Raw genomic sequence first — 25,710 nt, 5'->3', positions numbered from 1 at the left:
GCGGCTTTAATCACGCACTGGTGGTCTGATTCTAACATTTGCTCAGCATAAGTGTCAGCCGGGATTCAAACGACAAACTCAATCCACGAGTGCGCCGTGCGCCCTTTTTGGCGCACAAAAGTCGCTCTAACACTTTATATTTACAGCATAGTTTTACCTTAAACTGATTCAAGTTTAAGGAATTATTCTGTAACTAATTCAGGCAGGAAGACGCCGATGACAGTGACTATTTTTCACAACCCGAAATGCGGCACTTCGCGCAATACGTTGGCAATCATCCGTGCCAGCGGTGAAGAACCAGTCATCATCGAATATGTACAAAACCCGCCTACACGGGAACGTCTGACAGGGCTTCTGGCGGCTATGAATGTAAAGCCGCGGGAATTGTTGCGCGAGAAAGGCACACCTTATGTCGAACTCAACTTGTCTGACCCGAAATGGAGCGATGACGCGCTGATCGACTTCATGATGGCTCATCCAATCCTGATCAATCGGCCTATTGTAGAAACACCGCTCGGCACGAGACTATGCCGCCCTTCAGAACTGGTTCTGCCTCTTCTGGAAAATCCCGTTGCTTCATTCACGAAAGAAGACGGCGAGCAGATCACATATCCGGATGGACCACGCTGATAAGCCTCCTTAGCGCGGTTTCTGTTAAAACCGAATCATTGGAACTGCTCTATCTCTTTGTTTGTACGCGCATCTTGTTCCGAAAACCGGTTCGCATTTGTGAGGATGCGCTTTAAATGCGCTCCTAGTTTGGCTTTCTTTGATTTTAGCAGCTAACAACCAATAGAAAAGGCGCTGTAAAAACAGCGCCTTATCGTGCTTATCTTATAAAGCAGATTATATCCGCTCTTAGAATGGAATTTCGTCGTCGAGATCGCGGGAGAAACCACCGCCGCCGCCACCCTGATTGGATGGGCCGGAGGAACCGAAATCACCGCCGCCGGAATAATCCGACATCTGGTTGCGATTGCCACCGCCACCACCGCCGAATGAGCGACCTTCACCGCCGCCTTCACCACGGCCATCGAGCATCTGAAGCTCGCCGCGGAACTTCTGCAACACGATTTCGGTGCTGTAGCGGTCGTTGCCGTTCTGGTCCTGCCACTTGCGGGTCTGCAGTGCGCCTTCGATATAAACCTTAGCACCCTTTTTCAGATACTGCTCGGCAACCTTGGCAAGATTTTCGTTGAAAATGACAACGCTGTGCCATTCGGTACGATCCTTGCGTTCGCCGGTCTGACGGTCGCGCCAGCTTTCCGAAGTTGCAATGCGCAGATTGGCGATCTGATCGCCTGAATTGAGGCGACGAATTTCAGGATCGGCACCAAGATTGCCGACCAGAATGACTTTGTTGACGCTACCAGCCATCGAAAACTTACTCCGGGTCTCGCAAGCACGCCTTCCCGCACGTCTTCATCCAGACTTCATCCAGATTTATCCAGACAAGGGGTGCTTTCCAAAATAAAGATCAGGCGCAACCATGCGCCATCACCAGAAACTCAGCAAACACTCTACAACAGCCACTCTCCATGCGCTCTCATTGGAGGGGCTATTTTAATAGTGTTCCACAGAAGTTATGTTCTTGTTTTGTTCAAAATGCAATAACTACTGACAATTTTCAGAAGATAATTCTTGAGAAAACAGAGATAAGCCCTGCCGCTCACTGTTTATTAGGCGCGCAGGGCTTGGGGTTGAGCAATGCTCTTATATCGACAGTACTTCGCCGATAAATCTAATCGGAAATCTGAGGTACGAGACCATATTTCCGCGCATGTTTTAAATTTTCTGCAATTACCTGTTTCAATCAAAAATGCATCATTCCTTGCAGATGAGGCAGCTATGACCGCAGACAATTGTGCTTTCATCAATATGAAAGCTAGGCAACGTAGTCAGGTGGACTCATGCTCCTTTACCTCCCTGTTGCGTTGGCTCGACTGACTGGGACCTCTTGTCGATATCGTTTCATCCCTTCCGATATCTCCCCATTCAGCGAGTAAATGTAGTCTGCTCCTGTCAGGAGTAACAGTCAACGCTCTTGCGTTCACATTTCGTATCGCCTATCAGAAGGCTGGTTGTTCGATCTTTGTTCTGGTGCTAAATCTGCATCGAACGATTGACCGCCCCCCTTTCCCTGGAAGGGGTTCATCCCCATATTATGGAGCGGCGCGACGTATATCGGCGCCCGAACACTCCATGACATGACCAAACAGGCAGGACGCGGAATGAGCGATCAGAAATTCATTTCCATACGTGGCGCGCGTGAACACAATCTGAAAAATGTCGACCTAGATCTGCCACGCGACAAGCTGATCGTGATGACAGGCCTTTCAGGCTCCGGCAAATCATCGCTGGCCTTCGATACGATCTATGCGGAAGGTCAGCGCCGCTATGTCGAAAGCCTTTCGGCTTATGCGCGCCAGTTCCTTGAAATGATGCAGAAGCCGGATGTCGATCAGATCGACGGTCTGTCCCCTGCCATCTCCATCGAACAGAAGACGACAAGCCGCAATCCGCGCTCGACTGTCGGCACCGTCACTGAAATCTACGACTATATGCGCCTGCTTTTCGCGCGTGTGGGTGTGCCTTATTCGCCAGCCACCGGCCTGCCGATTGAGAGCCAGACAGTCAGCCAGATGGTTGATCGGGTTTTGACATTTGAGGAAGGCACGCGACTTTATATCCTCGCGCCTATCGTTCGCGGTCGTAAAGGCGAATACAAGAAAGAGCTGGCCGAGCTTCAGAAAAAGGGGTTTCAGCGTGTGAAGGTCGATGGCACCTTCTATGAAATCGCTGACGTTCCAGCCCTCGACAAGAAGTACAAGCACGATATTGATGTGGTCGTGGACCGTGTTGTGGTACGCGCTGATCTCTCGACCCGCCTCGCCGACAGCCTTGAAACCTGCCTCAAGCTCGCTGAAGGTCTGGCGATCGCCGAATTTGCCGACAAGCCGCTGCCGCCTGAAGAAACTGCCGAAGGTGGTGCCGCGAACAAATCGGCCAACGAGACACATGAACGCGTAATGTTCTCGGAAAAATTCGCCTGCCCTGTTTCCGGCTTTACAATCCCGGAAATCGAGCCGCGCCTGTTTTCCTTCAACAATCCGTTTGGCGCCTGTCCGACCTGTGACGGCCTGGGAACCCAGCAGGCAATCGATCCAAACCTGATCGTTCCAGATGTGAATGCAGCCCTGAAAGATGGAGCGATTGCGCCCTGGGCTCGCTCATCTTCGCCTTATTACAATCAGACGCTCGAAGCGCTCGGCAAAGCCTATGGTTTTAAGGTCAGTGCCAAGTGGTCGGATCTTTCCGATGAAGCACAGGACGCCATTCTCTATGGCACCAAGGGCAAGGAAATCACCTTCCAGTATGATGATGGCCTGCGTTCGTATCAGACCACCAAGGCTTTTGAAGGTGTGATTCCCAATCTCGAGCGCCGCTGGAAAGAAACCGATTCGGCATGGTCGCGTGAGGAAATCGAACGCTTCATGTCTTCGACGCCCTGCCCGGCCTGTAAAGGCTTTCGCCTGAAGCCGGAAGCGCTGGCGGTGAAGGTTGGCATGAAGCATATCGGTGAAATCACCAGCATGTCGATCCGCAATGCGGATCAGTGGTTCCGCGATGTCGATGGCACATTCAACGACAAGCAGCGCGAAATTGCTGCCCGTATTCTCAAGGAAATCCGCGAACGTCTGGAGTTCCTCAACGATGTTGGTCTCGACTATCTGACACTGGCACGCAATTCCGGCACGCTGTCGGGTGGTGAAAGCCAGCGTATTCGCCTTGCCTCACAAATCGGCTCCGGTCTGACTGGCGTGCTTTACGTGCTCGATGAGCCGTCCATTGGCTTGCATCAGCGCGACAATGCCCGCCTTCTCGACACACTTCGTCACCTACGCGATCTCGGCAATACCGTTATCGTCGTCGAACACGATGAAGATGCGATCCTGACAGCAGACTATGTGGTCGATATCGGCCCGGCTGCTGGTGTTCATGGCGGCAAGATCATCGCGCAGGGCACGCCGAAAGACGTTATGTCCAACCCGAATTCGCTCACCGGCAAATATCTGTCGGGTGCGATGGAAGTAGCTGTTCCCGCTGAGCGCCGCAAGCTCACCAAGAACAAGCGCATCCGCGTTGTCGGCGCGCGTGGCAACAATCTGAAGGATGTTTCAGCGGATATTCCGCTTGGCACATTCACGGCAGTTACAGGCGTATCCGGTGGTGGCAAGTCCACCTTCCTGATCGAAACGCTGTTCAAGGCCGCTTCGCGCCGTATCATGGGCTCGCGCGAACATCCCGCGGAGCATGACCGCATCGAAGGACTGGAATTCCTCGATAAAGTCATCGACATCGATCAGTCGCCGATTGGCCGCACGCCGCGTTCCAACCCGGCGACCTATACCGGCGCGTTTACACCGATGCGCGATTGGTTCGCCGGCCTGCCGGAAGCCAAGGCTCGCGGTTATCAGCCCGGACGCTTCTCGTTCAACGTGAAAGGTGGACGCTGTGAGGCCTGCCAAGGCGATGGCGTCATCAAGATTGAGATGCACTTCCTGCCGGATGTCTATGTCACCTGTGATGTCTGTCACGGCAAGCGCTACAACCGCGAAACGCTGGAAGTGCAGTTCAAAGGCAAGTCGATTGCCGATGTTCTCGACATGACGGTTGAGGAAGGCGCTGAGTTCTTCTCCGCAGTTCCAGCCGTGCGTGACAAGCTTGAAACGCTGGTGAAGGTTGGCCTCGGCTATATCAAGGTCGGTCAGCAGGCAACGACACTTTCGGGTGGTGAAGCGCAGCGCGTGAAACTCGCCAAGGAACTGTCGCGCCGCGCAACGGGTCGCACACTCTATATTCTTGACGAGCCGACGACCGGCCTGCACTTCCACGACGTTGCAAAGCTTCTCGAAGTGCTGCACGAGCTGGTCGAACAGGGCAATACGGTTGTGGTCATCGAGCACAATCTCGAAGTCATCAAGACTGCCGACTGGGTTATCGACCTTGGTCCGGAAGGTGGTGATGGCGGCGGCGAAATCGTGGCCGTTGGACGTCCGGAAGACATCGTGAAGGAAAAGCGCTCTTATACAGGCCAGTTCCTGAAAGAACTGCTGGAGCGGCGCCCAAAGGGCAAAGCAGAAGCTGCTGAGTAAGTGTATATATCAGAGCCGGGCCCTAGTGCCCGGCTTTTTGCTATTCAACAAATCCCACAATCGGGCCATATCCGCCATGCCACGAGATATCGTTTCTCCCCATGGCTGGATTGTAAATTCCAGCACCGCCACCACCGTCGAGGAACAGTGCGTTCGCGCATTTCAGCTCATCTCGAAACAGTGACGCGAAATCATAGAAATTCACCGCATCTTCGCTGATGGCAAAGCGGATGGTCTCATCGGCGCAAACACCAACGCCGCTTCTGCGGGTCCGGTCCGTCGATCCTTTGATCAGAATCGGATTGAGCTTGTTCTGAATGACCAGCATCGGTCCGGATTGAGTCGCAAAGCGCGCCTGCGGCCGACGTTTCAAAAACCTGTCAGTCGAAACAATGCCGGCGCTGTCATTATCAAAATAGAAAACACCATTGGGCTTTTTATAGAAGTTCGGAATTGGGCCAGATGCGCGCTGAGGCACTTTCGTATCGGCAGCAACCAGTTCCTGCCAGTCCTCGACAAAAAGCCCCATAGGCGCAAAATCTTCCCTGTACATTCCCGCATTAAACGCGAACGACAGCGTTTTGCCTTTTGCAGCCACAGCATCCGCAACTTTCGAGAAATTGCGATAAGGCTCGCCATCTGCGCCCTTCCAGAACAGACGCAGGTTTTCTTTGGCCTTCACCGTGCAGATGATGAATTTGGTGTCCTGAAAGACCTGCTCGCCACAGCTTTCCGCCTGCGCGGATTGGATACCCAAAAGCAGCCCTGCAAAGCCAATAACCGGGAGAGCCATACTCATTTTACGAAAGCGCATCGCGAAACCTCCCAATCAAAATTATAGACCGTAGAAATGAAAAAAGCCCGGTCAAACCGGGCCTTCTCGCATAACTGATCGCGATCATGCCGCGCCAGTTCATAAGGATTAGCCGTTAACGGCATCCTTCAGGCCCTTGCCAGCCGAGAACTTCGGCACGTTGCGGGCAGGAATAGCAACTTCCATACCGGTCGAAGGGTTACGGCCAGTCGAAGCTGCGCGATGCGAAACGGAGAAAACGCCGAAGCCTGGCAGGCGTACTTCTTCGCCAGCCTTGAGAGCACCGGTGACAGCTGCGAGTACAGCGTCAACAGCAGTTCCTGCGTCGGCCTTAGTCAAACCGCCCTTTTCCGCTACTGCGGCGACCAATTCGTTCTTGTTCATAGGCATTTCCTTTCTTTATCTACCGGAACGAATAACGCGACCGGATTGGGTGCAGTTTATTCAAATCGGTTGACAAACCAAGCCTGTCAACACGAAAAACCCCCGGAAAACCGGGGTTAAACACAGAAATGCCGGGCATTTAGCCCGGCATTGTATGCTTATTAGCCACTAGCAATGACTAATGTGCTGTTGAAACACCTGCATCGTCGTCCACAGGAGCGGATGCAACAGGCGTTTCAGGCTCTGTCCACTCGATCGGCTGCGGCTCACGAACCAGTGCATGTTTCAGCACTTCACCGACTCGCGACACTGGAACGATCTCAAGATTGTTCTTCACATTGTCCGGAATATCCGCCAGATCCTTGGCGTTTTCTTCCGGGATCAGAACCTTCTTGATGCCGCCACGCAATGCAGCAAGCAGCTTTTCCTTGAGACCGCCGATAGGAAGCACACGGCCACGCAACGTCACTTCACCGGTCATCGCAACGTCCTTACGAACCGGGATACCGGTCATAACAGAGACAATTGCCGTGACCATGGCGATACCAGCCGACGGGCCATCCTTTGGCGTCGCACCTTCCGGTACGTGAACGTGGATGTCGCGCTTGTCGAACAACGGAGGTTCGATGCCGAAATCAACCGCACGCGAGCGAACATAAGATGCCGCCGCAGAAATCGATTCCTTCATCACATCGCGGAGATTACCCGTGACAGTCATGCGGCCCTTACCAGGCATCATGACACCTTCGATGGTCAGCAATTCGCCGCCCACTTCAGTCCATGCCAGGCCTGTGACGACACCGACCTGATCTTCGCCATCAATCTGACCATAACGGAAGCGCTCGACACCGAGATAATCGGAGAGGTTCTTGTCAGTGATCTTCACCGACTTCTTCTTCGACTTCAGAATCTCGGTCACGGCCTTACGTGCCAGAGTCATCATCTCGCGTTCGAGGCTACGAACACCGGCTTCACGCGTGTAAAGACGGATAACGTTACGCAGGGCATCGTCCGTAACCGAAAACTCCTTCGGCTGCAGAGCATGGTCCTTGATCGCCTTTGGCAGCAGGTGCCGCTTGGCAATCTCGAGCTTTTCATCTTCGGTGTAACCGGCAATACGGATGACTTCCATACGGTCCAGAAGCGGACCAGGAATGTTCAGCGTATTGGCGGTCGTCACGAACATGACGTTCGACAGATCATATTCAACCTCAAGGTAATGATCCATGAAGGTTGAGTTCTGTTCTGGGTCCAGTACCTCAAGCATTGCCGATGACGGATCGCCGCGGAAATCCTGGCCCATCTTGTCGATTTCATCGAGCAGGAAGAGCGGGTTGGACTTCTTCGCCTTCTTCATCGACTGGATGACCTTGCCGGGCATCGAGCCGATATAGGTGCGGCGATGACCGCGGATTTCAGCCTCGTCACGCACGCCGCCGAGCGACATACGGACATATTCACGGCCGGTAGCCTTGGCAATCGAACGAGCAAGCGAGGTCTTACCAACGCCGGGAGGTCCAACGAGGCAAAGGATCGGACCCTTGATCTTGGTCGAGCGAGCCTGCACCGCGAGATACTCGACAATGCGCTCCTTGACCTTTTCTAGACCAAAGTGATCGTCACCGAGTACGCCTTCGGCAAAGTTCAGATCCTGCTTGATCTTCGACTTCTTGCCCCAAGGAATAGACAGCAGCCAGTCGAGATAGTTGCGAACAACAGTCGCTTCCGCCGACATCGGGCTCATGCTGCGCAGCTTCTTCAGCTCAGCCTGTGCCTTTTCGCGAGCTTCCTTGGAAAGTTTGGTCTTGTTGATGCGTTCTTCGAGTTCAGCCGCTTCATCGCGACCATCCTCACCATCACCAAGTTCCTTCTGGATCGCCTTCATCTGTTCGTTGAGGTAGTATTCGCGCTGCGTCTTTTCCATCTGGCGCTTAACGCGGCCACGGATGCGCTTCTCAACCTGCAGAACCGAAATCTCGGATTCCATGAAGGCAAGTGCCTTCTCAAGACGCTCACGCACCGAGAGAATCGACAGCATTTCCTGCTTTTCAGGAATCTTGATAGCGAGATGCGAAGCAACCGTATCGGCGAGCTTGGAATAGTCGTCGATCTGGCTGGCAGCGCCAACCACTTCCGGCGAAATCTTCTTGTTCAGCTTGACGTAGTTTTCGAAGTCGGAAACCACCGAGCGGGCCAGAGCCTCAACTTCAACAGCATCTTCTTCCGGCTCAGGCAGAGCCGTTGCGTAAGCTTCGTGATAATCCTCACGATCGGTAAACTTGGAAACCTTGGCGCGCGCAGTGCCTTCGACGAGAACCTTTACGGTACCGTCTGGCAGCTTGAGGAGCTGCAGCACATTGGCGATCGTGCCGATTTCATAGATTGCATCCGGTGCCGGATCGTCGTCAGCCGCATTCTTCTGCGTTGCGAGCAGAATCTGCTTGTCGACACCCATCACTTCTTCAAGTGCTTTGATCGACTTTTCACGTCCAACAAACAGCGGAACAATCATATGGGGGAAGACTACGATATCGCGCAACGGCAGAACGGCATACAGCCCGTCTTCGCCACCCGCTGGGGTCTTCTGTTCAATACCCGTCATTATTCAGTCCTTTCTCAGGTCATTCGACCCGATTGCCACAGGCTGTGGCCCCTTTCATTATGAGGCAGTCCACAACCAGTGCTTCGGTCCATAATTGGAGTGTCGAACTCCTTAATTCAAGCTGCTTTAAGGGGCAGCATTCATAGAATCGTCATCTATCCTGCGCCGTCACGGGAATTTGTACAATAACAAGCGCTCGTTGTATTCAGCATCAGCCAAGACATAGACAAGAAAAAGGCCGCTTGCGCGGCCTTTTCCAAAAGTTCTCGCAATCGTCAGGCCGACGCATTGCCCTTTTCTTCCTGCCGCTCAGCGTAGATATAGAGCGGACGAGCGCTTCCATCCACAACATCACCGGAAATGACCACTTCCTGCACGCCTTCCAGCGTTGGAAGCTCGAACATCGTGTCGAGCAGGATCTTTTCCATGATCGAGCGCAGGCCGCGAGCGCCGGTCTTGCGTTCAACTGCCTTGTTGGCAATCGCGCGCAGAGCGTCGTCGTGGAAGCTCAGCTCGACACTTTCCATGTCGAACAGACGCTGATACTGCTTCACGAGCGCGTTCTTTGGCTCGGTCAGGATCTGTACCAGTGCATCGACATCCAGATCTTCCAGAGTAGCGATAACAGGCAGACGACCGACGAATTCCGGAATGAGACCGAATTTCAGCAGATCTTCGGGTTCCAGTTCCTTGAACACGTCACCGATGCGACGCTCATCAACCGACTTCACGTTTGCACCGAAACCAATCGATGTCTTCTCGCCGCGTGCCGAGATGATCTTGTCGAGACCAGCAAAAGCGCCACCACAGATGAACAGAATGTTCGTCGTATCCACCTGCAGGAATTCCTGCTGCGGATGCTTGCGACCGCCCTGCGGCGGTACGGAAGCAACGGTGCCTTCCATGATCTTCAGAAGCGCCTGCTGAACGCCTTCGCCCGACACGTCGCGGGTGATCGAAGGATTGTCCGACTTGCGGCTAATCTTATCGACTTCGTCGATGTAAACGATGCCGCGCTGCGCGCGTTCAACGTTGTAATCAGCCGACTGAAGCAGCTTCAGAATGATGTTTTCGACGTCTTCACCGACATAGCCGGCTTCTGTGAGCGTCGTGGCATCAGCCATGGTGAACGGAACATCGATAATGCGTGCGAGTGTCTGAGCAAGATAGGTCTTGCCGCAACCCGTAGGGCCAACCAACAGAATGTTGGACTTTGCCAGTTCGATGTCGCTGCTCTTCGTCTGATGCGCGAGACGCTTGTAGTGATTGTGCACGGCTACAGCGAGAACGCGCTTGGCGCCCTTCTGGCCGATGACATAATCGTCAAGAACGTCCATAATTTCCTGCGGCGTAGGTACACCTTCGCGCGACTTCACCATCGAGGTTTTGTTTTCCTCGCGGATGATGTCCATGCAAAGTTCGACGCACTCGTCGCAGATAAATACGGTCGGGCCTGCAATCAGCTTACGAACTTCATGCTGGCTTTTGCCACAGAACGAGCAATAAAGCGTATTCTTTGAATCGCCGCCGCTGTTGCTGACTTTGCTCATTGCAGTTTCCTTTCAATTGACCGAATTGAACGCCATTCCGCGATGCGCCCACTTCAATCGTTTCTTCCGGTTCGGATCCAATTGAGGGAACAATACACCGCCGCCTCAATGGTCGTATCAGCAGTCAAAACGCACTGCTTACATTCTCTGGATTCCAGTCACCGCAGGCTTCCCGACCGAAGAAGCCTGTTTTGGCGACTTTTGCAGAACCTTAGGCGGGGAACAATTGAAAAATCGCCATTCCCGCCAGTTTCTGCACAATCTGAGTGATTTTAGCGCCCTGAACCCCAACAGATGCTTAACGCCACTCGTTAACCTTCAGGTACGAACAACAAATAAGCCGCTTTTGTGGCAAAGAGCACCAAAATATGGAGAGGCAGTCAAACTGCCTCCTCAAAATTACTTGGCTTCTTCAGTGCCTGCGTCGCGCGATTCGATCACCTTATCGATCAAACCGAACTCGAGAGCTTCCTGTGCGGTCATGAAATGATCGCGATCAAGGGTACGCTCAATCGTCTCATAATCGCGACCGGTGTGCTTGACGTAGGTTTCATTCAGACGGCGCTTCATCTTGATGATGTCCTGCGCATGACGCTCAATATCCGACGCCTGCCCCTGGAAGCCGCCCGAAGGCTGGTGAACCATGATGCGGGCATTTGGCAACGCATAACGCTGGCCAGTGGCGCCTGCAGTCAGAAGCAGCGAGCCCATGGAAGCAGCCTGGCCCATGCAGAGCGTGGAAACAGGAGGCTTGATGAACTGCATCGTGTCGTAGATCGCCATGCCGGACGTAACAACGCCACCTGGCGAATTGATGTACATGTTGATCTCTTTCTTCGGGTTTTCAGACTCGAGGAAGAGCAACTGCGCGCAGATCAGCATCGACATGCCATCTTCGACAGGACCGTTGACGAAGATGATGCGTTCTTTCAGCAAGCGCGAGAAGATATCATAGGCCCGCTCGCCACGGTTGGTCTGCTCGACCACCATCGGCACGAGGTTCATGACGGTTTCAATGGGATCTCTCATAATGGGCCTCTGCATATTTATGGCGAATATGAATCGTACGGATGTTCCATACATAGGGCTTTGCAGCCCTGTTCCGCAAGATGCCGATCAATCCCAGTCGGAATCCTGTTCGACAGGCTTAATGCCGCGTTTCTCATCGAGCATTTTGCGTGCCGTTTCAGTCAGGCGGGCCTGAATACGAACAGAGCCATCTTCCAGATCTTCGCGCTTCACGTCGCTGCCATGCTGGTACATCCAGTCGAGTATACGAAGCTCGGACGGAGAAAGCACAACATCAACAGTACCAAGCGCACCTGCAATGCGGGTCTCGATCAAAGAAAGCAACCTGTCAACGCCTTCACCGGTCCAGGCTGAAAGCGGGATGGGACGTCCCTCCTCGCTGCCTGCAGCAGCCAGACGGGAAGCCGCTTCACGGCCAGCTTCATCCAGATTGTCGATCTTGTTCCATATCTGGATCACGCGCTTATGATCATGCGGCTCGACGTCGAGACCAGACAGAATGCTTTCGACATCCTCGGCCTGTGCTGCATTATCGGGATCGGAAATGTCACGGACATGCAGAATCAGATCGGCCTCAACCACTTCTTCCAGTGTTGCACGGAATGCAGCAACCAGATGGTGTGGAAGGTTCGAAATGAAACCCACAGTATCAGACAGAATGACCGTCTCGCCATGCGGCAAACGAATACGACGCAATGTCGGGTCGAGCGTGGCGAACAGCATATCTTCCGCCAGCACATCCGCGCCCGTCATACGATTGAACAGCGTTGATTTGCCCGCATTCGTATAACCAACGAGCGCGACAACCGGATGCGGCACCTTGCGGCGCTTCTGCCGGTGCAGCGTACGCGTACGCACAACCGTTTCAAGCTCACGCTTGATCTTCAAAATCTTGTCTTGAAGCATACGTCTGTCGGCTTCGATCTGCGTTTCACCCGGACCACCGAGGAAGCCGCTACCGCCGCGCTGACGCTCAAGGTGGGTCCAGCTTCGTACAAGACGGCCCTTCTGATAGTTCAGATGCGCAAGCTCTACCTGCAACGCACCTTCCTTGGTGCGCGCTCTCTCGCCGAAAATCTCGAGAATGAGGCCGGTACGGTCAATAACCTTGACGTTCCACTCCTTTTCAAGATTGCGCTGCTGCACAGGCGTCAGCGCATGATCAACGATAACAAGGCCAATCGCCTTTTCTTTGACGACTTCAGCAACAGCTTCAACCTTGCCGGTTCCCAGAAGGGTCGCAGGCCTCGGCTGATTGACGATCACGTTTTCGGCATGGGCAATTTCGAGATTGATCGCACGCGCAAGACCGACGGCTTCTTCCAGCCGCGCTTCATTAGAGCGCTGGAACTGGGGTCTCTCGCCTTCTTCACTTGCAGTGCTTGTATTGTGCCGCTCTGGCAAAATTGGAACGATAACCGCCGCTCTTGTGGGTTCTGGTTCAGACACACCAAATCCCTTATTTTCATCGGCAGGCGATACGTTCTTACCCTTGAATTTCGACAAATAAACTTACTCCGGGATACGGAAACGAACTATCCAGCAGATAGGTCTCCGCACTTGCGGTTTCAAACAGAAGACGCCCCGGCTAATCAAATCATGATCCAAATGGCCCAAACCGGGCGTGGATCGGAATCGAAAAAACTGGAGCGGTGTGACAGTTTCAAGAGATCACCACGCTCCAGCATAAAACTGGTCAGTTATAAACTGATAAGCGTCAGACTTCCTCACCCTCGAACATCTGTACCGGCTGGCTCGGCATGATGGTCGAAATTGCATGCTTGTAGACAAGCTGCGAATGACCATCGCGACGCAGCAATACGCAGAAATTGTCAAAGGACGTCACGATACCCGTGAGCTTCACGCCATTAATAAGGAAGATGGTCAGTGAAATTTTCTGCTTGCGTACAGAATTGAGGAAAAGGTCTTGAAGATTTTGCGATCGTTCAGCCATTGTTTTTATTCCTTTAATCGATCAGCAGTTTGTTCGTTTAATGCCAGACGAACACGCGCACACACATAAATCAAGCACCCGGATTGCGCAAAGCCTGGCACTGATCGCAATTGCTGTGGAAAGACAACTGCTTCGCTCTTTAGCTTCGGTTAACAGGATGGGAATCTTTGCGCAACCAGCAAATTCAAATGCAGGTAAGCAATTCTTTCTAGGCACCAACGGATGAGCACTGATTTTGCTCGAAAGAAAGTGGCTCACCAAGCAGAGGTCTCACGCGGTCAATTGCCCACATATAGAAGCTTCCCGGTTGCATCGAGACGACTTCCTTATGCTTCTTATGGATATGAAAGCCAATGAAATCAGGATGTTTGGTAGGTTCAATCCCATAAGCCGGATCGTAAATCCGCGTAGCTTCCTTACCGACCCAGTAATAGAAATTCTCCTGCGGAGCTGCATTTCTGAAGATGCCATACTTGCGCGCCAGCCGGGATATGCCGTCATTTCCAAAAATAGTGATTCCAATGGCGGCGGGCGTAACTTCCTTACCGATCACGCGATAATAAAGCGGGCGCAGCTTTCCACGTCGCAATCCAAGCCAACGCGGCAACGGATAGCTGGCAGCCACATAAGCTTCAAATTCGCGGATAATCGGATGGTCATGCGGCAGATAAAGCGCGGACACGCCAACACGGAATCGATTCTCGCGCGCGAGATATGGTTTTGACGGGTCGGGATGAAACTGCTTGAGCAGGTAAACATCCGTATCGAGCCACACACCCTGCTTATGCTTCATCAGCATTATACGGAAAATATCGCTGAACTGAACGATCGTTGTCCGGCTGTGGAAATTCGGATAGCCGGGATCAAGACGCTTAAACACCAGCTCAGGCAGAATGCTGCTGGCATCGTGTAGTTCGACGCCCGCTGGCACGTTCTCGATAGGCGCGTATGAAAACAGCTTCACACGCTGACCGGTCATCACCATCGATGCCAGACAGATGCGATCAACATCGCGCAGCCGCGGCCCATACCAGAAAGTGCAGATATCCATGAATGACACCGAGGAAGAAGAACTGCGGCATCATATAAAGATCAGCTAATAAAATAGATACATCAAATTGCTAGCTAGAAGAACTCGAGGCTTACGCGGAACATTTGCTCCACATGCTTGATAGCATCAGCGGTCGCAAAGATCACAACACGGTCTTTCGGCTTGATGCGAACATTGCCATTGGGCTGGATAACCTGTCCGTCGCGATAGATTGCGCCGATTCGCAGGCCTTCCGGCAGATCGAGATCGCGCAGAGGGCTACCCACCAGCGACGACGTCTCAAGCGCTTCCGCCTCAATGATTTCCGCCATGTCCCGATAGACACTATAGACGGCACGGATACGACCACGCCGGACATGCTGCAATATCTTCGATACGGTAACGGCTTTCGGATTGATATAGGCGTCAATCCCCACCATGTGGGTGAAATCCTGATACGCAACCGTATTGATCAAAGCCATATTGGCCTTACAGCCAAGGCGCTTGGCCATGATACTGGAGAGGATATTGACCTGATCCTGATTGGTCAGCGCCACAAAAAGATCGGCGTCCTCGATATCGGCTTCCTGCAAAAGTGCCTGGTCAAGCGCACTGCCATGCAGAACCATGGTCCGGTTGAGCTGGTCGGCAATCGCGAAGGCGCGCTCGTGCTCGCTCTCGATCATCTTGATACGCGTCTGCCACTTACGCTCTTCAATAGCCTTGGCGACATAAAGCCCGATATTGCCACCGCCTGCGATAACAATACGATGCGCTTCCGGCTTCTCATGCCCGAACAATGACAGCGTTCTGCGGACCTGCTCGCGGGTCGTGACGACATAGGCAAGATCACCGGCATGTAGTTGATCGTTGGAGCGTGGAATAAACAGGCTACCATTGCGCACAACGCCCACGACTGTCGCAGCCAGTCCAGGAAAAAGGTCGGACAGCTGTTTCAGCGGCGTATTGATAACCGGGCATTCTTCCAGACATTCGATGGCGAGACCGATGATCTTATCATCGGCAAATCGCAGCACATCGGTCGCGCCCTGTAAGGCGATGCGCCGCAAAACCACTTCACCGACCTCAAGCTCCGGCGAGATAATCACATCAATGGGCAGGTTTTCGCGCAGGAACAGGTCCTGATATTCGGCCTTGAGATAAGACTGTGCGCGAATGCGCGCAATCTTGGTCGGCACATTGAAAACCGAATGCGCCACCTGACAGGCCACCATGTTGACTTCGTCAGACAGCGTCACCGCAATAATCATATCGGCTTCGTTGGCACCGGCGGCGGCGAGCACATCCGGTTGCGAGCCATGGCCGACGAAGCCACGCACATCCAGTGTGTCGCGGACAATCTCGATATGGCGCGCGGACGTATCAATGACGGAGACGTCATTTTCTTCGGCAGCAAGCCGCTCGGCAATACCATAGCCGACCTGCCCTGCTCCGCATACGATTACACGCATATCATCCCGCCTACTTGAATATTAAACGCCGAGCGACTTCAGCTTGCGATGCAATGCCGAGCGTTCCATGCCGACAAATTCAGCCGTACGCGAGATATTGCCACCAAAGCGATTGATCTGCGCGATGAGATACTCCTTCTCGAAACGCTCGCGCGCCTCACGCAACGGCAATGCCATGATGTGCTGATCGGATTCAGTCGGCGCGCGCGGCAGCGTGTCGCCAATTTCTGCAGGCAGAAGATCAGCGGTTACAGGTGCTTCCGGATCATCGCCACGCGCCAGAATCATCAGGCGTTCAACATTGTTACGCAGCTGGCGAATATTGCCCGGCCAGCTATGCGCCTGCAGAACTGCCATGGCGTCAGATCCGATTTTGCGCGGCTTGATACCGGCCTGCTCGGCAATCTGAGTCATGAAATACTCGACCAGCGATGGAATGTCTTCGCGGCGCGCTGCAAGCGGTGGCACATGCACAGGCACCACAGAAAGGCGATGGAAAAGGTCTTCGCGGAAAGTACCCTCGGCAATCATGCCTTCAAGGTTCTGTGCCGTAGAGGAAATGATGCGGACATCCACCTTCACGCGCTTGGTTCCGCCAACGCGTTCAAACTGCTGATCGACGAGAACGCGTAAAATCTTGTTCTGCGTTTCGCGCGGCATGTCGGCGACTTCATCGAGATAAAGAATGCCGCCATGCGCTTCTTCAAGCGCACCGACCTTGCGTTCACCACCATCCATTTCAGTGCCGAAAAGCTCGATTTCCATACGCTCCGGCGTAATGGTTGCAGCATTCACGGTAACAAACGGGCCATTGGCGCGGCTCGATTGCGCATGAATGGCGCGTGCCGCCAGCTCTTTCCCCGCACCCGAAGGGCCAGTGATCATAATGCGGCTATTGGTTGGTGCAACGCGCTCTATGGTCTGGCGCAGCTGGTTGATCGCAAGTGACGCGCCAATCAGTTCCATACTGTTACCGCCGCGCTTGCGCAGATTGGAAACCTCACGCTTCAGCTTCGACGTTTCCAGCGCACGTTCAGCAACCAGAATAAGACGATCCGCCTTGAAAGGCTTTTCGATAAAATCATAAGCACCGCGGCGGATCGCAGACACAGCCGTTTCAATATTGCCGTGACCGGAAATCATCACCACTGGCAGATCGGGATGCTGCTTCTTGATTTCATCGAGCAGCGCAAGACCATCAAGGCGGCTGCCCTGCAACCAGATATCGAGAAACACCAACCGTGGCACGCGATCATCAATCGCCGCAAGCGCACTATCGGCATCAAAGGCTGTGCGGGTTTCATAGCCTTCGTCGCTGAGGATACCTGCAACGAGTTCCCGAATATCCGCTTCGTCATCAACTACAAGAATATCGGCTGCCATATCAGTTCACCTGTCCAATTATCTCGTTTCCGGGATTTCCCTCTTCCGCACCGGATGGACCGGCGGAAACCTCAGGAAAGATCATACGTATCATTGCGCCACGTCCTCCGTGGAAATCTGCTGGCGCATCATGCAATTCCAAATGTCCACCGTGGTCTTCCACGATCTTGCGGACGATCGCGAGGCCAAGACCCGTGCCTTTTTCTCGCGTCGTCATATAAGGCTCCAGGAGCTTCTGACGATCATCACCCGGCAGACCTTTGCCGTTATCGATGACATCGACGATCAGGTTCCCGTCCGCTTTCATTGAGCGCACAAGAATATGCCCCTCGCCGCGCTCTTCCTTGGGCACAGCATCAATTGCTTCACTGGCATTCTTGATGACGTTGCCAAATGCCTGACCGAGCAAGCGGCTATCAAACGAACCAATCAGCTTCTCAGAACCATATTCATTGGCGAACTGAATATCCTGACGGCTGACTTCAATGAGGAACGATGCTTCCCGCAGCGCCTCGCGCATATCCATGGCCTTCATTTCAGGCTTGGGCATACGCGCAAAAGCGGAGAATTCATCGACCATACGACCAATATCGCCAACCTGACGAATGATCGTGTCGGTGCATTGATCGAAGACTTCGCGATCCTCGGTAATCACCTTGCCATAACGACGACGAATGCGTTCCGCCGAAAGCTGGATCGGTGTGAGCGGGTTTTTGATCTCATGTGCTATGCGGCGCGCAACATCAGCCCATGCAGACGAACGCTGTGCCTGAACGAGATCGGTAATGTCATCAACGGTGACGACATAAGAGTGATCGTCGGATTCCGCATCCTCAACAGTTACCTGCACGTTGAAGGTACGCGCAACACCGCCACGAGTCATGCTGACCTGCTCGCGATGAACGGTGCGACCCGTCGTGCGGGCAACTTCAAAGGCCTGTCCGATTTCAGGAGCAATGCTGCTTAGGCTCTTGCCGATTGCATCCTCTGAGCTGACCCCGAACATATGCTCGGCAGAGCGATTGAGGATCGAAATCGAGCCATCCGTTTCGATGCCGATAACACCGGCTGTAACGCCCGAAAGCACGGCTTCGGAGAAGCGACGGCGCTCGTCGATCTGGTCTTTCGCCGACAGAAGTTCGTTACGCTGGCTCTTAAGCTCGGCGACCATGTTGTTGAAGGTGCCCGAAAGCGCACCAACGTCACCATCCGACGAGCGTACCGGCACAGAAATATCGAGATTGCCAGCAGCCACATCATCAGCAGCACCAATCAGCAGCCTGATCGGGCGAACCAGACGGTCTGCAACGGCAATACCGGTCCAAATAGCCGACAACAGAACAATGAGAGTCAGACCAAAATAGAGAAGCGCAAAAGCGATCTGGGTCGGGATGCGCGTAGCATCCATCTCCTGATAGCGTTCTGTATTGGCTTTCATCAGACGCATTGCGTCCAATATCTGCTGATCGATAGCCCGAACCGTGTAAAGATACAGATCCGGTATTTCGCGCATCTTGATAACAGCGCCGACGAAGTTCAGATCACCCGGGGGGATGATAACCGGCTTACCGTCAGAGGCTGTTTGCAGAGCATCTTCGGTAGGAGGTGGAAGTCGTGTTTCCACACCAGTTTCGCTTTTAACGATAACGGTGCCGTCTTCACGAACCAGAAATGCACCGAGCAGCCCGCGGCCACCGGCCTGCAGCGTCATATAGCGGATGAACCCGCCCCTATCGAGACTGTAAAGCGTGCGTTGAGCATCCAACTCCTGCAACATCGAAAAAGACGTGCTCTGCAAGTTAAGTGCCGTGTCGCGGAGATAGGAATCGGCCAAACTCTGCGACGAACTCACGATATCGCGTGTATTCGTATCAAACCACCGATCAAGTCCAAGATTAAGCGTCACGGAAGCGACAATTGCCACCACGATTGCCGGAACAGCCGCAATCAATGAGAACAGCGCAACGATGCGGACATGCAGACGAGAAGCTGCTTTTCCCGATCTGCGAGCCGATACGATACGGAAAATCTCGCGGCAAATCAGCAGGATAAGAAAAACAATCAGCGCCACATTGACGATAACCAACGCAATCGTCACGTTGCGATCAGGCGTGATTGGCGTGATACCGATGAGTATGGCAAAAGAAATTGACGCTGTAACCAGCGCCAACACAACGGTAATAATACCGGGCAATGCAAGAAGCCTGCGCCCCTCACCGCCTTGCGATGATCGCCCCACCTTATCCATATCCGTCGTCAGATTCGCTGTATTCATGTTAACCATGTTATCCAATAGCGTTGCATCTATGCAACGCATTGTGGCGAAAATGCAACGATTGTTTACAGCTTAAATAAGACTTCGCGAAACTGTGAGCGGTCTTACTGCCCGTTTTTTACTGCTTTGTGCCCCGATAGATGTTCACGCCAAGCTCTCTGATCTTTTTGCGCAACGTATTGCGATTAAGTCCGAGAATTTCTGCAGCCTTGATCTGATTACCCCGCGTTGCGGTCAGACAAGCAAGAATCAGCGGATATTCCAGTTCCGCCAGCACGCGATGATAAAGCCCTGGTGGGGGCAGATCAGCACCAAACGATGCGAAGTATCGCTGCATATTCTGCTCAACGACCTGCGATATGGTGATGTTTTCAATGTCGCCCGCAACCGCAATTGGAATATCAGGCTTTGAAAGCTCTGATTTCAGCTCGGTCTCGATGATTTCCGGCGAAATCTCGTCCTGCGGATAAAGTGCTGAAAGCCTGCGCACGAGATTTTCGAGTTCGCGCACGTTACCCGGCCACGGATAGCGACGCATCATTTCAATGCCAGCGGGCGTAATGCGTTTCTCTGGCAGGCCTTCTTCGGCAGCGCGCTTGAAGAAGTGACGAACCAGATCAGGCACATCTTCGCTGCGCTCACGAAGTGGTGGCAAGCGCAGTGGCACGACATTCAGGCGATAATAAAGGTCTTCGCGGAACAGACCCTGTGCTATGAGCTGGCGCAAATCCTTGTTGGTCGCGGCCACGATACGCACATCAGTCTTGATGGGCGTGCGGCCACCGACCGTCATATATTCGCCCTGCTGCAACACGCGCAGCAAGCGCGTCTGCGCTTCCATCGGCATGTCGCCGATTTCGTCAAGGAACAGCGTACCGCCATTGGCCTGCTCAAAACGTCCGCTTGAACGGTTCTGTGCGCCGGTAAAGGCACCTTTTTCATGGCCAAACAGTTCGGATTCGATCAGATCGCGCGGAATTGCAGCCATATTGATGGCAACAAACGGCCCTTTGCGACGGCGCCCATATTCATGCAGCGCGCGCGCAACCAGTTCCTTGCCTGTGCCCGACTCACCTGTGACCATCATGGTCAGGTCGGTCTGCATCATACGGGCCAAGACGCGATAGATTTCCTGCATGGCTGGCGAACGGCCAACGAGCGGCATATTTTCTGCCTGCTCATCCTGCAACACGGCAGCTGGCTTATGCTTTGGCTCTGAAAGCGCACGACCAACAATATTGATGAGCTCTGTCAGATCGAACGGCTTTGGCAGATATTCATAAGCTCCCGCTTCCGAAGCCCGGATCGCGGTCATGAATGTATTTTGCGCGCTCATCACCACAATCGGCAGATCGGGGCGCATTTTCTTGATGCGTGGCAGCAGATCAAATGCATTTTCGTCTGGCATATTGACGTCGGTAATAACCAGATCGCCATCGCCAGCTGCCACCCAACGCCACAGCGAGGTCGCATTGGACGTAACCCGAACATCGTAGCCAGCACGCGAAAGTGCCTGATTAAGCACTGTGCGAATTGCAGCATCGTCATCCGCAACTAGAATCGTACCTGTCGGACGTCCGGCAATCATGCGTTATCTCCCGTCTTTGCAGACATGCTTGGGCTCTTGGAGCCCGTGTTATCAGCAGAACTTTTCCATGCAGGCATGAGAATGCGGAACGTAGTGCGCGATGGATAACTATCGCACTCGATCACACCGCCATGATCTCCAATGATTTTGGCCACAAGCGCCAGTCCGAGACCTGACCCGTTGGTCTTGGTCGTCACAAACGGATCAAACAGATGCGGCAGCATATCTTCCGGCACGCCCGGACCATTATCATGGACGCAAAACTCAAGTGGCAGCGCAACACGGTCACTGGCGCCCGGCACTTGCAGGCGAATGCCCGGACGATAAGCCGTCGAGAGCGTGATCTCGGCACCTTCACGGTCACCAAGCGCCTCAGCAGCATTTTTCACCAGATTGAGAAAAACCTGCACAAGCTGATCGCGATTAGCATAAACCGGCGGCAGCGATGGATCATATTCCTCGACAAAGCGGATATGCCGCGCAAAACCGTTTCGCGCCAACGTTTTCACATGATCCAGTACCGAATAGATATTGACCGCCGTGCGCTCGATGGGGCGCTCATCGGAAAACACTTCCATACGATCAACGAGCTTCACGATGCGATCAGTTTCATCGGTAATCAACCGTGCCAATGCGCGGTCTTCATCACCAACCACCTGTTCAAGCAGTTGAGCGGCCCCACGAATGCCTGAAAGCGGGTTCTTGATCTCATGCGCCAGCATGGAAGCAAGCCCCGTCACCGAACGTGCGGCCCCGCGATGGGTCATCTGACGGTCGATCTTCTCCGCCATGGTCTTTTCTTTAAACAGAATAACCACAGCACCCGGCGTTTCGATGACCGGTGCCACGTAAAGATCGACAATGCGTTCGGCACCGAGTTTCGGAGATGAAATATCGACGCGATACTCGTTCACCGGAACCTGAGCGGTGCGAACCTGATCGACAAGAGCCAGCAATGGGCTTCCGAAAGGCAGAAAAGATTCAAGACGGTTACGCGCCAGAATGGACGAACCCGAGCGGAAAAACTGCTCCGCATCCATATTCGCATAAACAATATGATTGTCGGCGCTGACCATAATGACAGGCTGATTGATTGCATCCAGAATGATTGCTGGAATGCCGTTCGTTTCACCTCTAACGCCCATCACGCGACCTTTCTGTCTGCTTCACGCAGAAAAACGCGGGTCAATGCCGCGATAACCGCTTCCGGGTCGATGAGCGTCATGATTTCAGCCTTATCTGCGGGAGAAAATGCTTCGACTGCATGGCGATCCAGATACCAGCCAAGATGCTTTCTTGAATGGCGAATACCCGTCTTGCTGCCATAATGGTCGAGCATATCTTCGTAATGCCTTATAATATAAGAAAGAATGTCATCCTGCGACCGCGGTGCGAAATCGCTGCCTGCGATCAAACCAGCAAGCCAGGGCTGACCATAGGAGGCGCGTCCGACCATCACGGCATCAGCGCCTGAGCGACGCAGCAATTCTTCCGCATCCTCGCGTGACGACACATCGCCATTGGCGACAAGTGGAATCTTCACGACATCGCGTACCGCATGAATGGCGTCCCAGTCGGCTTTGCCTTCATAAAACTGGCAGCGTGTGCGTCCATGTACCGTCACCATCGCAATACCCGCATCTTCGGCACGCTTTGCAAGCTCCGGTGCGTTGATACTGTTTTCGTCCCAGCCAAGACGCATTTTCAGCGTGACTGGCACTTTCACGGCATTAACGGTTGCTTCAACCAACGTCATGGCATGATCGAGATCGCGCATAAGGGCTGAACCGGAATAGCCGCCCGTCACTTTCTTGGCAGGGCAGCCCATATTGATGTCGATAATATCCGCACCCTCGCCTTCGGCGATGATGGCTGCTTCGCCCATCCAATGCGCTTCGCGACCTGCAAGCTGCACGACATGCGTGCCAAGCCCTTCGCCGGATAAGCGCAACATGCTTTCCTTATGGCGATTGCAGAGTTCAGCACTTGCCACCATTTCCGAAACAACCATGCCCGCACCAGCCTCGGCGGCGCGTTTTCGGAACGGAAGATCGGAAACGCCCGACATGGGCGCGAGAAATACGCGGTTTGGCAGTGTCACACCGCGTATATTCAGAGGTTGTTCAAGGGTAGTCACCAAGAAATGCCCATTTGATGTGCATGATGCAATTAGCACACACTTTAATCACTCAATGCATTGAACGCAAGGAAAAGCGCGTAGCTGCGATGATAAATCGATTGCCGTCTGGCAATTATTTGCGCAAGGCATTATTCCGCATGTAACTAGATGAATCTTTTGGCGAAGGCGACCGACATTTCACGGGCAGCAGCAGTCATCGTAGCCGCAGGACGCGGCGAACGGGCGGGACAGAGCACTGAAGGGCCGAAGCAATATCGGCGGATCGGCGGCGAAGCAGTGCTTTCGCGCACGCTGCGTGCTTTTGCGCATTGCGCTGAGATCGATCAGATCATCGTGGTCATCCATGCCGATGATGCGGCACTTTATGAAAATGCCATCACCGAATATTATGAGAATGTGCGCGTTGTTACCGGTGGACCGACGCGACAGGAATCCACGCGACTTGGATTGCTGGCGCTCAACAAGAACGCCCCAGACTATGTCCTCATCCATGATGGTGTGCGTCCATTCATTGAGCAGGATTTGCTTGCACGCATATTCGACAATCTGACACCGCAGGAAGGAGTGCTGCCTGCCCTTGCCGTTTCGGACACGCTGAAGCAATCGGCCAGTGATGGCACTGTTAGAACGACTATCCCTCGTGCTGGTCTTTTTGCAGCACAGACGCCGCAGGCCTTTCCATTTAACCCGATCCTGGACGCCCACGAAAAAGCTTATCTCAGCGGCCGCTCGGATTTTACCGACGATGCCTCGATTGCGGAAGCTTATGGACTTTCCGTGCGTATCATCGAGGGTTCGGCAGACAATACCAAACTCACATGGGCCAAAGATATTGAAATGGCCGACAAACGCTTGAGGCATGGCATGACTTCATTTCCAGATATCCGCACCGGCAATGGCTATGACGTTCACAGTTTCGAGCCGGGCGACCACGTCACGCTTTGCGGCGTGGCCATTCCACACAACAGGAAACTGAACGGTCACTCGGATGCCGACGTGGCCCTCCACGCACTGACCGATGCCCTGCTTGCTACACGCGGCGCAGGCGATATTGGCACACATTTCCCGCCTTCCGATCCGCAGTGGAAGGGCGCAGCATCGCATATCTTCGTCGAACATGCGGTCAAGATCGTGCGTGAAGCCGGTGGTCGTATCGCCAACGCGGACGTGACGATCATCGCTGAAGAACCTAAGATCGGTCCACATCGCCCGGCAATGATGGAAGCCATGGCCAATATGCTCGGCATTTCGCATGACCGTGTTTCCGTCAAAGCGACCACCAACGAGAAAATGGGCTTTGTCGGTCGCGGCGAAGGCATTGCTGCTATTGTTACGGCAACAGTCATCTATCCCGGTGAGGTTCCTGCCCATGAGGTTCCAGAATGACACTTGTTGCGGAAGCCCAGGCCATTGACGTACTCAACGCTTGCCGCAAACACGGCATCATGATTGCGACAGCAGAATCTTGCACAGGCGGGCTTATCGCGGCAGCACTCACCGATATTGCAGGTTCCTCCGATGTGGTGGATCGCGGCTTTGTAACCTACTCCAATGAAGCCAAGAATGAGATGATCGGCGTCCCGATGGAACTGATCAACCAGGTGGGTGCGGTTTCAAAAGAAGTGGCAATAGCTATGGCAGAAGGCGCGCTGAACAATTCACGCGCTGGCATCAGCATTGCCGTTACCGGTATTGCCGGCCCCGGTGGCGGGTCAGCAGAAAAGCCGGTCGGTCTCGTGCACATTGCCAGCGCGCGCAAAGGTTTTGCCACGCTACACAAAGAATGCCGTTTTGGTGAAAAGTCACGCGAAGACATTCGGCATGAAACCGTGCTTTCTGCGCTGGCACTGGTCCTTGAGGCGCTGAACTCTAAAGCCTAAGCCAGACCGTAAATTGCGTCAGCACGCTTCTCAAAGGCTTCTGAGAACTTGCGGAAAGCCAGATCGAACATTGATCCCATCAGCAGCCCAAGCGTGCGACTTTTGAATTCATAGTCGATGAAGAATTCGACGTCACATTCATAACCATCGCTAACCGGCTTAAATGTCCAGCGATTGTCGAGATAGCGGAACGGGCCATCGACATATTTCACGTCGATGACATTTTCGTCCGGCTTCAGAAGCACCTGGCTGGTGAATGTCTCGCGGATCAGCTTATAGCCAACCGTCATGTCGGCGATCAAAAGCGTCTTGCCCTCCCGCTCCTTTCGGGAGCGAATTGAGAGTGCTTCGCACATCGGCAGGAATTGCGGATATTTTTCAACATCCGATACCAGGGCAAACATCTGGTCTGCCCTGTGATGAACGCGTCTGACATTCGTAAATTGCGGCATG

20 protein-coding genes and 1 pseudogene are annotated in these 25,710 nt (G+C 53.5%); 4 read left to right on the top strand and 17 right to left on the bottom strand.

Annotated elements, in window-relative coordinates; translation table 11 throughout:
• Positions 1 to 216: 216 nt before the first annotated feature.
• Positions 217 to 630 (top strand): arsenate reductase (glutaredoxin), encoded by a 414-nt coding sequence (gene arsC, locus QSJ70_RS02800; protein ID WP_285534693.1) that lies wholly within the window; start codon positions 217 to 219, stop codon positions 628 to 630.
• A gap of 228 nt (positions 631 to 858) precedes the next feature.
• Here arsC and ssb read toward each other — a convergent pair whose 3' ends face one another.
• Entirely contained in the window at positions 859 to 1,377 is a 519-nt protein-coding gene (gene ssb, locus QSJ70_RS02795) for a single-stranded DNA-binding protein (protein ID WP_285534691.1), read from the bottom strand.
• A gap of 854 nt (positions 1,378 to 2,231) precedes the next feature.
• On the opposite strand from ssb, the gene uvrA reads away from it, so the two are divergent.
• A complete protein-coding gene (gene uvrA / locus QSJ70_RS02790; protein WP_112806556.1) occupies positions 2,232 to 5,156 on the top strand; it encodes an excinuclease ABC subunit UvrA in 2,925 nt (974 codons plus the stop codon).
• Between the two features lie 40 nt (positions 5,157 to 5,196).
• Here uvrA and QSJ70_RS02785 read toward each other — a convergent pair whose 3' ends face one another.
• The 15 genes and pseudogenes from QSJ70_RS02785 to dusB all read right to left on the bottom strand — a co-directional run bounded on the left by QSJ70_RS02785 (position 5,197) and on the right by dusB (position 23,374).
• Positions 5,197 to 5,970: a phosphodiester glycosidase family protein gene (locus QSJ70_RS02785; RefSeq protein WP_007875105.1), complete on the bottom strand. Its 774-nt coding sequence runs from the start codon at positions 5,968 to 5,970 to the stop codon at positions 5,197 to 5,199.
• A 108-nt stretch (positions 5,971 to 6,078) separates the two neighbouring features.
• A complete protein-coding gene (locus tag QSJ70_RS02780) occupies positions 6,079 to 6,354 on the bottom strand; it encodes an HU family DNA-binding protein (protein WP_007875106.1) in 276 nt (91 codons plus the stop codon).
• Positions 6,355 to 6,532: 178 nt separating this feature from the next.
• Positions 6,533 to 8,956, bottom strand: coding sequence for an endopeptidase La (gene lon, locus QSJ70_RS02775; RefSeq protein ID WP_007875107.1), 2,424 nt, complete (start codon positions 8,954 to 8,956; stop codon positions 6,533 to 6,535).
• A 275-nt stretch (positions 8,957 to 9,231) separates the two neighbouring features.
• Positions 9,232 to 10,506, bottom strand: a complete 1,275-nt coding sequence (gene clpX / locus QSJ70_RS02770) for an ATP-dependent Clp protease ATP-binding subunit ClpX (protein WP_007875108.1) — start codon at positions 10,504 to 10,506, stop codon at positions 9,232 to 9,234.
• 399 nt (positions 10,507 to 10,905) lie between these two features.
• The gene (gene clpP / locus QSJ70_RS02765) at positions 10,906 to 11,535 is read right to left on the bottom strand and encodes an ATP-dependent Clp endopeptidase proteolytic subunit ClpP (protein ID WP_007875110.1); all 630 of its coding nucleotides are present in this window, start codon (positions 11,533 to 11,535) and stop codon (positions 10,906 to 10,908) included.
• An 87-nt stretch (positions 11,536 to 11,622) separates the two neighbouring features.
• Positions 11,623 to 13,041 (bottom strand): GTPase HflX, encoded by a 1,419-nt coding sequence (gene hflX / locus QSJ70_RS02760; protein ID WP_079211936.1) that lies wholly within the window; start codon positions 13,039 to 13,041, stop codon positions 11,623 to 11,625.
• A 211-nt stretch (positions 13,042 to 13,252) separates the two neighbouring features.
• The gene (gene hfq, locus QSJ70_RS02755; RefSeq protein WP_007875113.1) at positions 13,253 to 13,489 is read right to left on the bottom strand and encodes an RNA chaperone Hfq; all 237 of its coding nucleotides are present in this window, start codon (positions 13,487 to 13,489) and stop codon (positions 13,253 to 13,255) included.
• 5 nt (positions 13,490 to 13,494) lie between these two features.
• Positions 13,495 to 13,723 (bottom strand): annotated as a pseudogene (locus QSJ70_RS27645) (hypothetical protein).
• Positions 13,698 to 14,540 (bottom strand): glycosyltransferase, encoded by an 843-nt coding sequence (locus tag QSJ70_RS02750; protein ID WP_007875114.1) that lies wholly within the window; start codon positions 14,538 to 14,540, stop codon positions 13,698 to 13,700. The pseudogene QSJ70_RS27645 and the gene QSJ70_RS02750 overlap by 26 nt, the downstream one beginning before the upstream one ends.
• A gap of 74 nt (positions 14,541 to 14,614) precedes the next feature.
• Complete coding sequence (gene trkA, locus QSJ70_RS02745) at positions 14,615 to 15,991, bottom strand: Trk system potassium transporter TrkA (protein ID WP_064320661.1); 1,377 nt, start codon at positions 15,989 to 15,991, stop codon at positions 14,615 to 14,617.
• A gap of 21 nt (positions 15,992 to 16,012) precedes the next feature.
• Complete coding sequence (ntrX, locus tag QSJ70_RS02740; RefSeq protein ID WP_007875116.1) at positions 16,013 to 17,374, bottom strand: nitrogen assimilation response regulator NtrX; 1,362 nt, start codon at positions 17,372 to 17,374, stop codon at positions 16,013 to 16,015.
• A 1-nt stretch (position 17,375) separates the two neighbouring features.
• Positions 17,376 to 19,691: an ATP-binding protein gene (locus tag QSJ70_RS02735; protein WP_285534685.1), complete on the bottom strand. Its 2,316-nt coding sequence runs from the start codon at positions 19,689 to 19,691 to the stop codon at positions 17,376 to 17,378.
• Between the two features lie 76 nt (positions 19,692 to 19,767).
• Positions 19,768 to 21,237, bottom strand: a complete 1,470-nt coding sequence (gene ntrC, locus QSJ70_RS02730) for a nitrogen regulation protein NR(I) (protein WP_007875118.1) — start codon at positions 21,235 to 21,237, stop codon at positions 19,768 to 19,770.
• On the bottom strand, positions 21,234 to 22,382 hold the full coding sequence (locus QSJ70_RS02725; protein WP_285534730.1) for a two-component system sensor histidine kinase NtrB: 1,149 nt from the start codon (positions 22,380 to 22,382) through the stop codon (positions 21,234 to 21,236). Before QSJ70_RS02725 ends, ntrC begins: the two co-directional genes overlap by 4 nt.
• The gene (dusB, locus tag QSJ70_RS02720) at positions 22,382 to 23,374 is read right to left on the bottom strand and encodes a tRNA dihydrouridine synthase DusB (RefSeq protein WP_285534684.1); all 993 of its coding nucleotides are present in this window, start codon (positions 23,372 to 23,374) and stop codon (positions 22,382 to 22,384) included. Before dusB ends, QSJ70_RS02725 begins: the two co-directional genes overlap by 1 nt.
• 150 nt (positions 23,375 to 23,524) lie before the next feature.
• Here dusB and QSJ70_RS02715 point away from each other — a divergent pair, with 150 nt between their 5' ends.
• Positions 23,525 to 24,763 carry a bifunctional 2-C-methyl-D-erythritol 4-phosphate cytidylyltransferase/2-C-methyl-D-erythritol 2,4-cyclodiphosphate synthase gene (locus QSJ70_RS02715; protein WP_285534683.1) on the top strand — a complete coding sequence of 413 codons (1,239 nt, stop codon included), beginning with the start codon at positions 23,525 to 23,527 and terminating at the stop codon, positions 24,761 to 24,763.
• The gene (locus tag QSJ70_RS02710) at positions 24,760 to 25,257 is read left to right on the top strand and encodes a CinA family protein (RefSeq protein ID WP_105518605.1); all 498 of its coding nucleotides are present in this window, start codon (positions 24,760 to 24,762) and stop codon (positions 25,255 to 25,257) included. The genes QSJ70_RS02715 and QSJ70_RS02710 overlap by 4 nt, the downstream gene beginning before the upstream one ends.
• On the opposite strand, the gene QSJ70_RS02705 is transcribed toward QSJ70_RS02710, so the two are convergent.
• The gene (locus tag QSJ70_RS02705) at positions 25,254 to 25,709 is read right to left on the bottom strand and encodes a type II toxin-antitoxin system RatA family toxin (protein WP_007875135.1); all 456 of its coding nucleotides are present in this window, start codon (positions 25,707 to 25,709) and stop codon (positions 25,254 to 25,256) included. The two genes, QSJ70_RS02710 and QSJ70_RS02705, sit on opposite strands and share 4 nt — an antisense overlap.
• Position 25,710 lies beyond the last annotated feature (1 nt).

It is taken from the genome of Brucella sp. NBRC 12950 (genome assembly GCF_030268145.1).
In the GTDB taxonomy this organism is placed as follows: Bacteria; Pseudomonadota; Alphaproteobacteria; order Rhizobiales; family Rhizobiaceae; genus Brucella.
The sequence above is the reverse complement of the archived record's forward strand: the minus strand, read 5'-3'. Positions and strand labels throughout refer to the sequence as shown.

What these genes read in the sequence shown, in the direction of transcription:
- arsC (WP_285534693.1), top strand. Translation starts at nt 217, where the DNA reads ATGACAGTGACTATTTTTCACAACCCGAAATGCGGCACTTCGCGCAAT.
- ntrX (WP_007875116.1), bottom strand. Translation starts at nt 17,374, where the DNA reads ATGGCAGCCGATATTCTTGTAGTTGATGACGAAGCGGATATTCGGGAA.
- QSJ70_RS02750 (WP_007875114.1), bottom strand. Translation starts at nt 14,540, where the DNA reads ATGGATATCTGCACTTTCTGGTATGGGCCGCGGCTGCGCGATGTTGAT.
- uvrA (WP_112806556.1), top strand. Translation starts at nt 2,232, where the DNA reads ATGAGCGATCAGAAATTCATTTCCATACGTGGCGCGCGTGAACACAAT.
- ntrC (WP_007875118.1), bottom strand. Translation starts at nt 21,237, where the DNA reads ATGATTGCCGGACGTCCGACAGGTACGATTCTAGTTGCGGATGACGAT.
- QSJ70_RS02710 (WP_105518605.1), top strand. Translation starts at nt 24,760, where the DNA reads ATGACACTTGTTGCGGAAGCCCAGGCCATTGACGTACTCAACGCTTGC.
- QSJ70_RS02715 (WP_285534683.1), top strand. Translation starts at nt 23,525, where the DNA reads ATGAATCTTTTGGCGAAGGCGACCGACATTTCACGGGCAGCAGCAGTC.
- clpP (WP_007875110.1), bottom strand. Translation starts at nt 11,535, where the DNA reads ATGAGAGATCCCATTGAAACCGTCATGAACCTCGTGCCGATGGTGGTC.
- QSJ70_RS02725 (WP_285534730.1), bottom strand. Translation starts at nt 22,382, where the DNA reads ATGGGCGTTAGAGGTGAAACGAACGGCATTCCAGCAATCATTCTGGAT.
- ssb (WP_285534691.1), bottom strand. Translation starts at nt 1,377, where the DNA reads ATGGCTGGTAGCGTCAACAAAGTCATTCTGGTCGGCAATCTTGGTGCC.
- QSJ70_RS02705 (WP_007875135.1), bottom strand. Translation starts at nt 25,709, where the DNA reads ATGCCGCAATTTACGAATGTCAGACGCGTTCATCACAGGGCAGACCAG.
- QSJ70_RS02735 (WP_285534685.1), bottom strand. Translation starts at nt 19,691, where the DNA reads ATGCGTTGCATAGATGCAACGCTATTGGATAACATGGTTAACATGAAT.
- lon (WP_007875107.1), bottom strand. Translation starts at nt 8,956, where the DNA reads ATGACGGGTATTGAACAGAAGACCCCAGCGGGTGGCGAAGACGGGCTG.
- QSJ70_RS02780 (WP_007875106.1), bottom strand. Translation starts at nt 6,354, where the DNA reads ATGAACAAGAACGAATTGGTCGCCGCAGTAGCGGAAAAGGGCGGTTTG.
- QSJ70_RS02785 (WP_007875105.1), bottom strand. Translation starts at nt 5,970, where the DNA reads ATGCGCTTTCGTAAAATGAGTATGGCTCTCCCGGTTATTGGCTTTGCA.
- trkA (WP_064320661.1), bottom strand. Translation starts at nt 15,991, where the DNA reads ATGCGTGTAATCGTATGCGGAGCAGGGCAGGTCGGCTATGGTATTGCC.
- clpX (WP_007875108.1), bottom strand. Translation starts at nt 10,506, where the DNA reads ATGAGCAAAGTCAGCAACAGCGGCGGCGATTCAAAGAATACGCTTTAT.
- hfq (WP_007875113.1), bottom strand. Translation starts at nt 13,489, where the DNA reads ATGGCTGAACGATCGCAAAATCTTCAAGACCTTTTCCTCAATTCTGTA.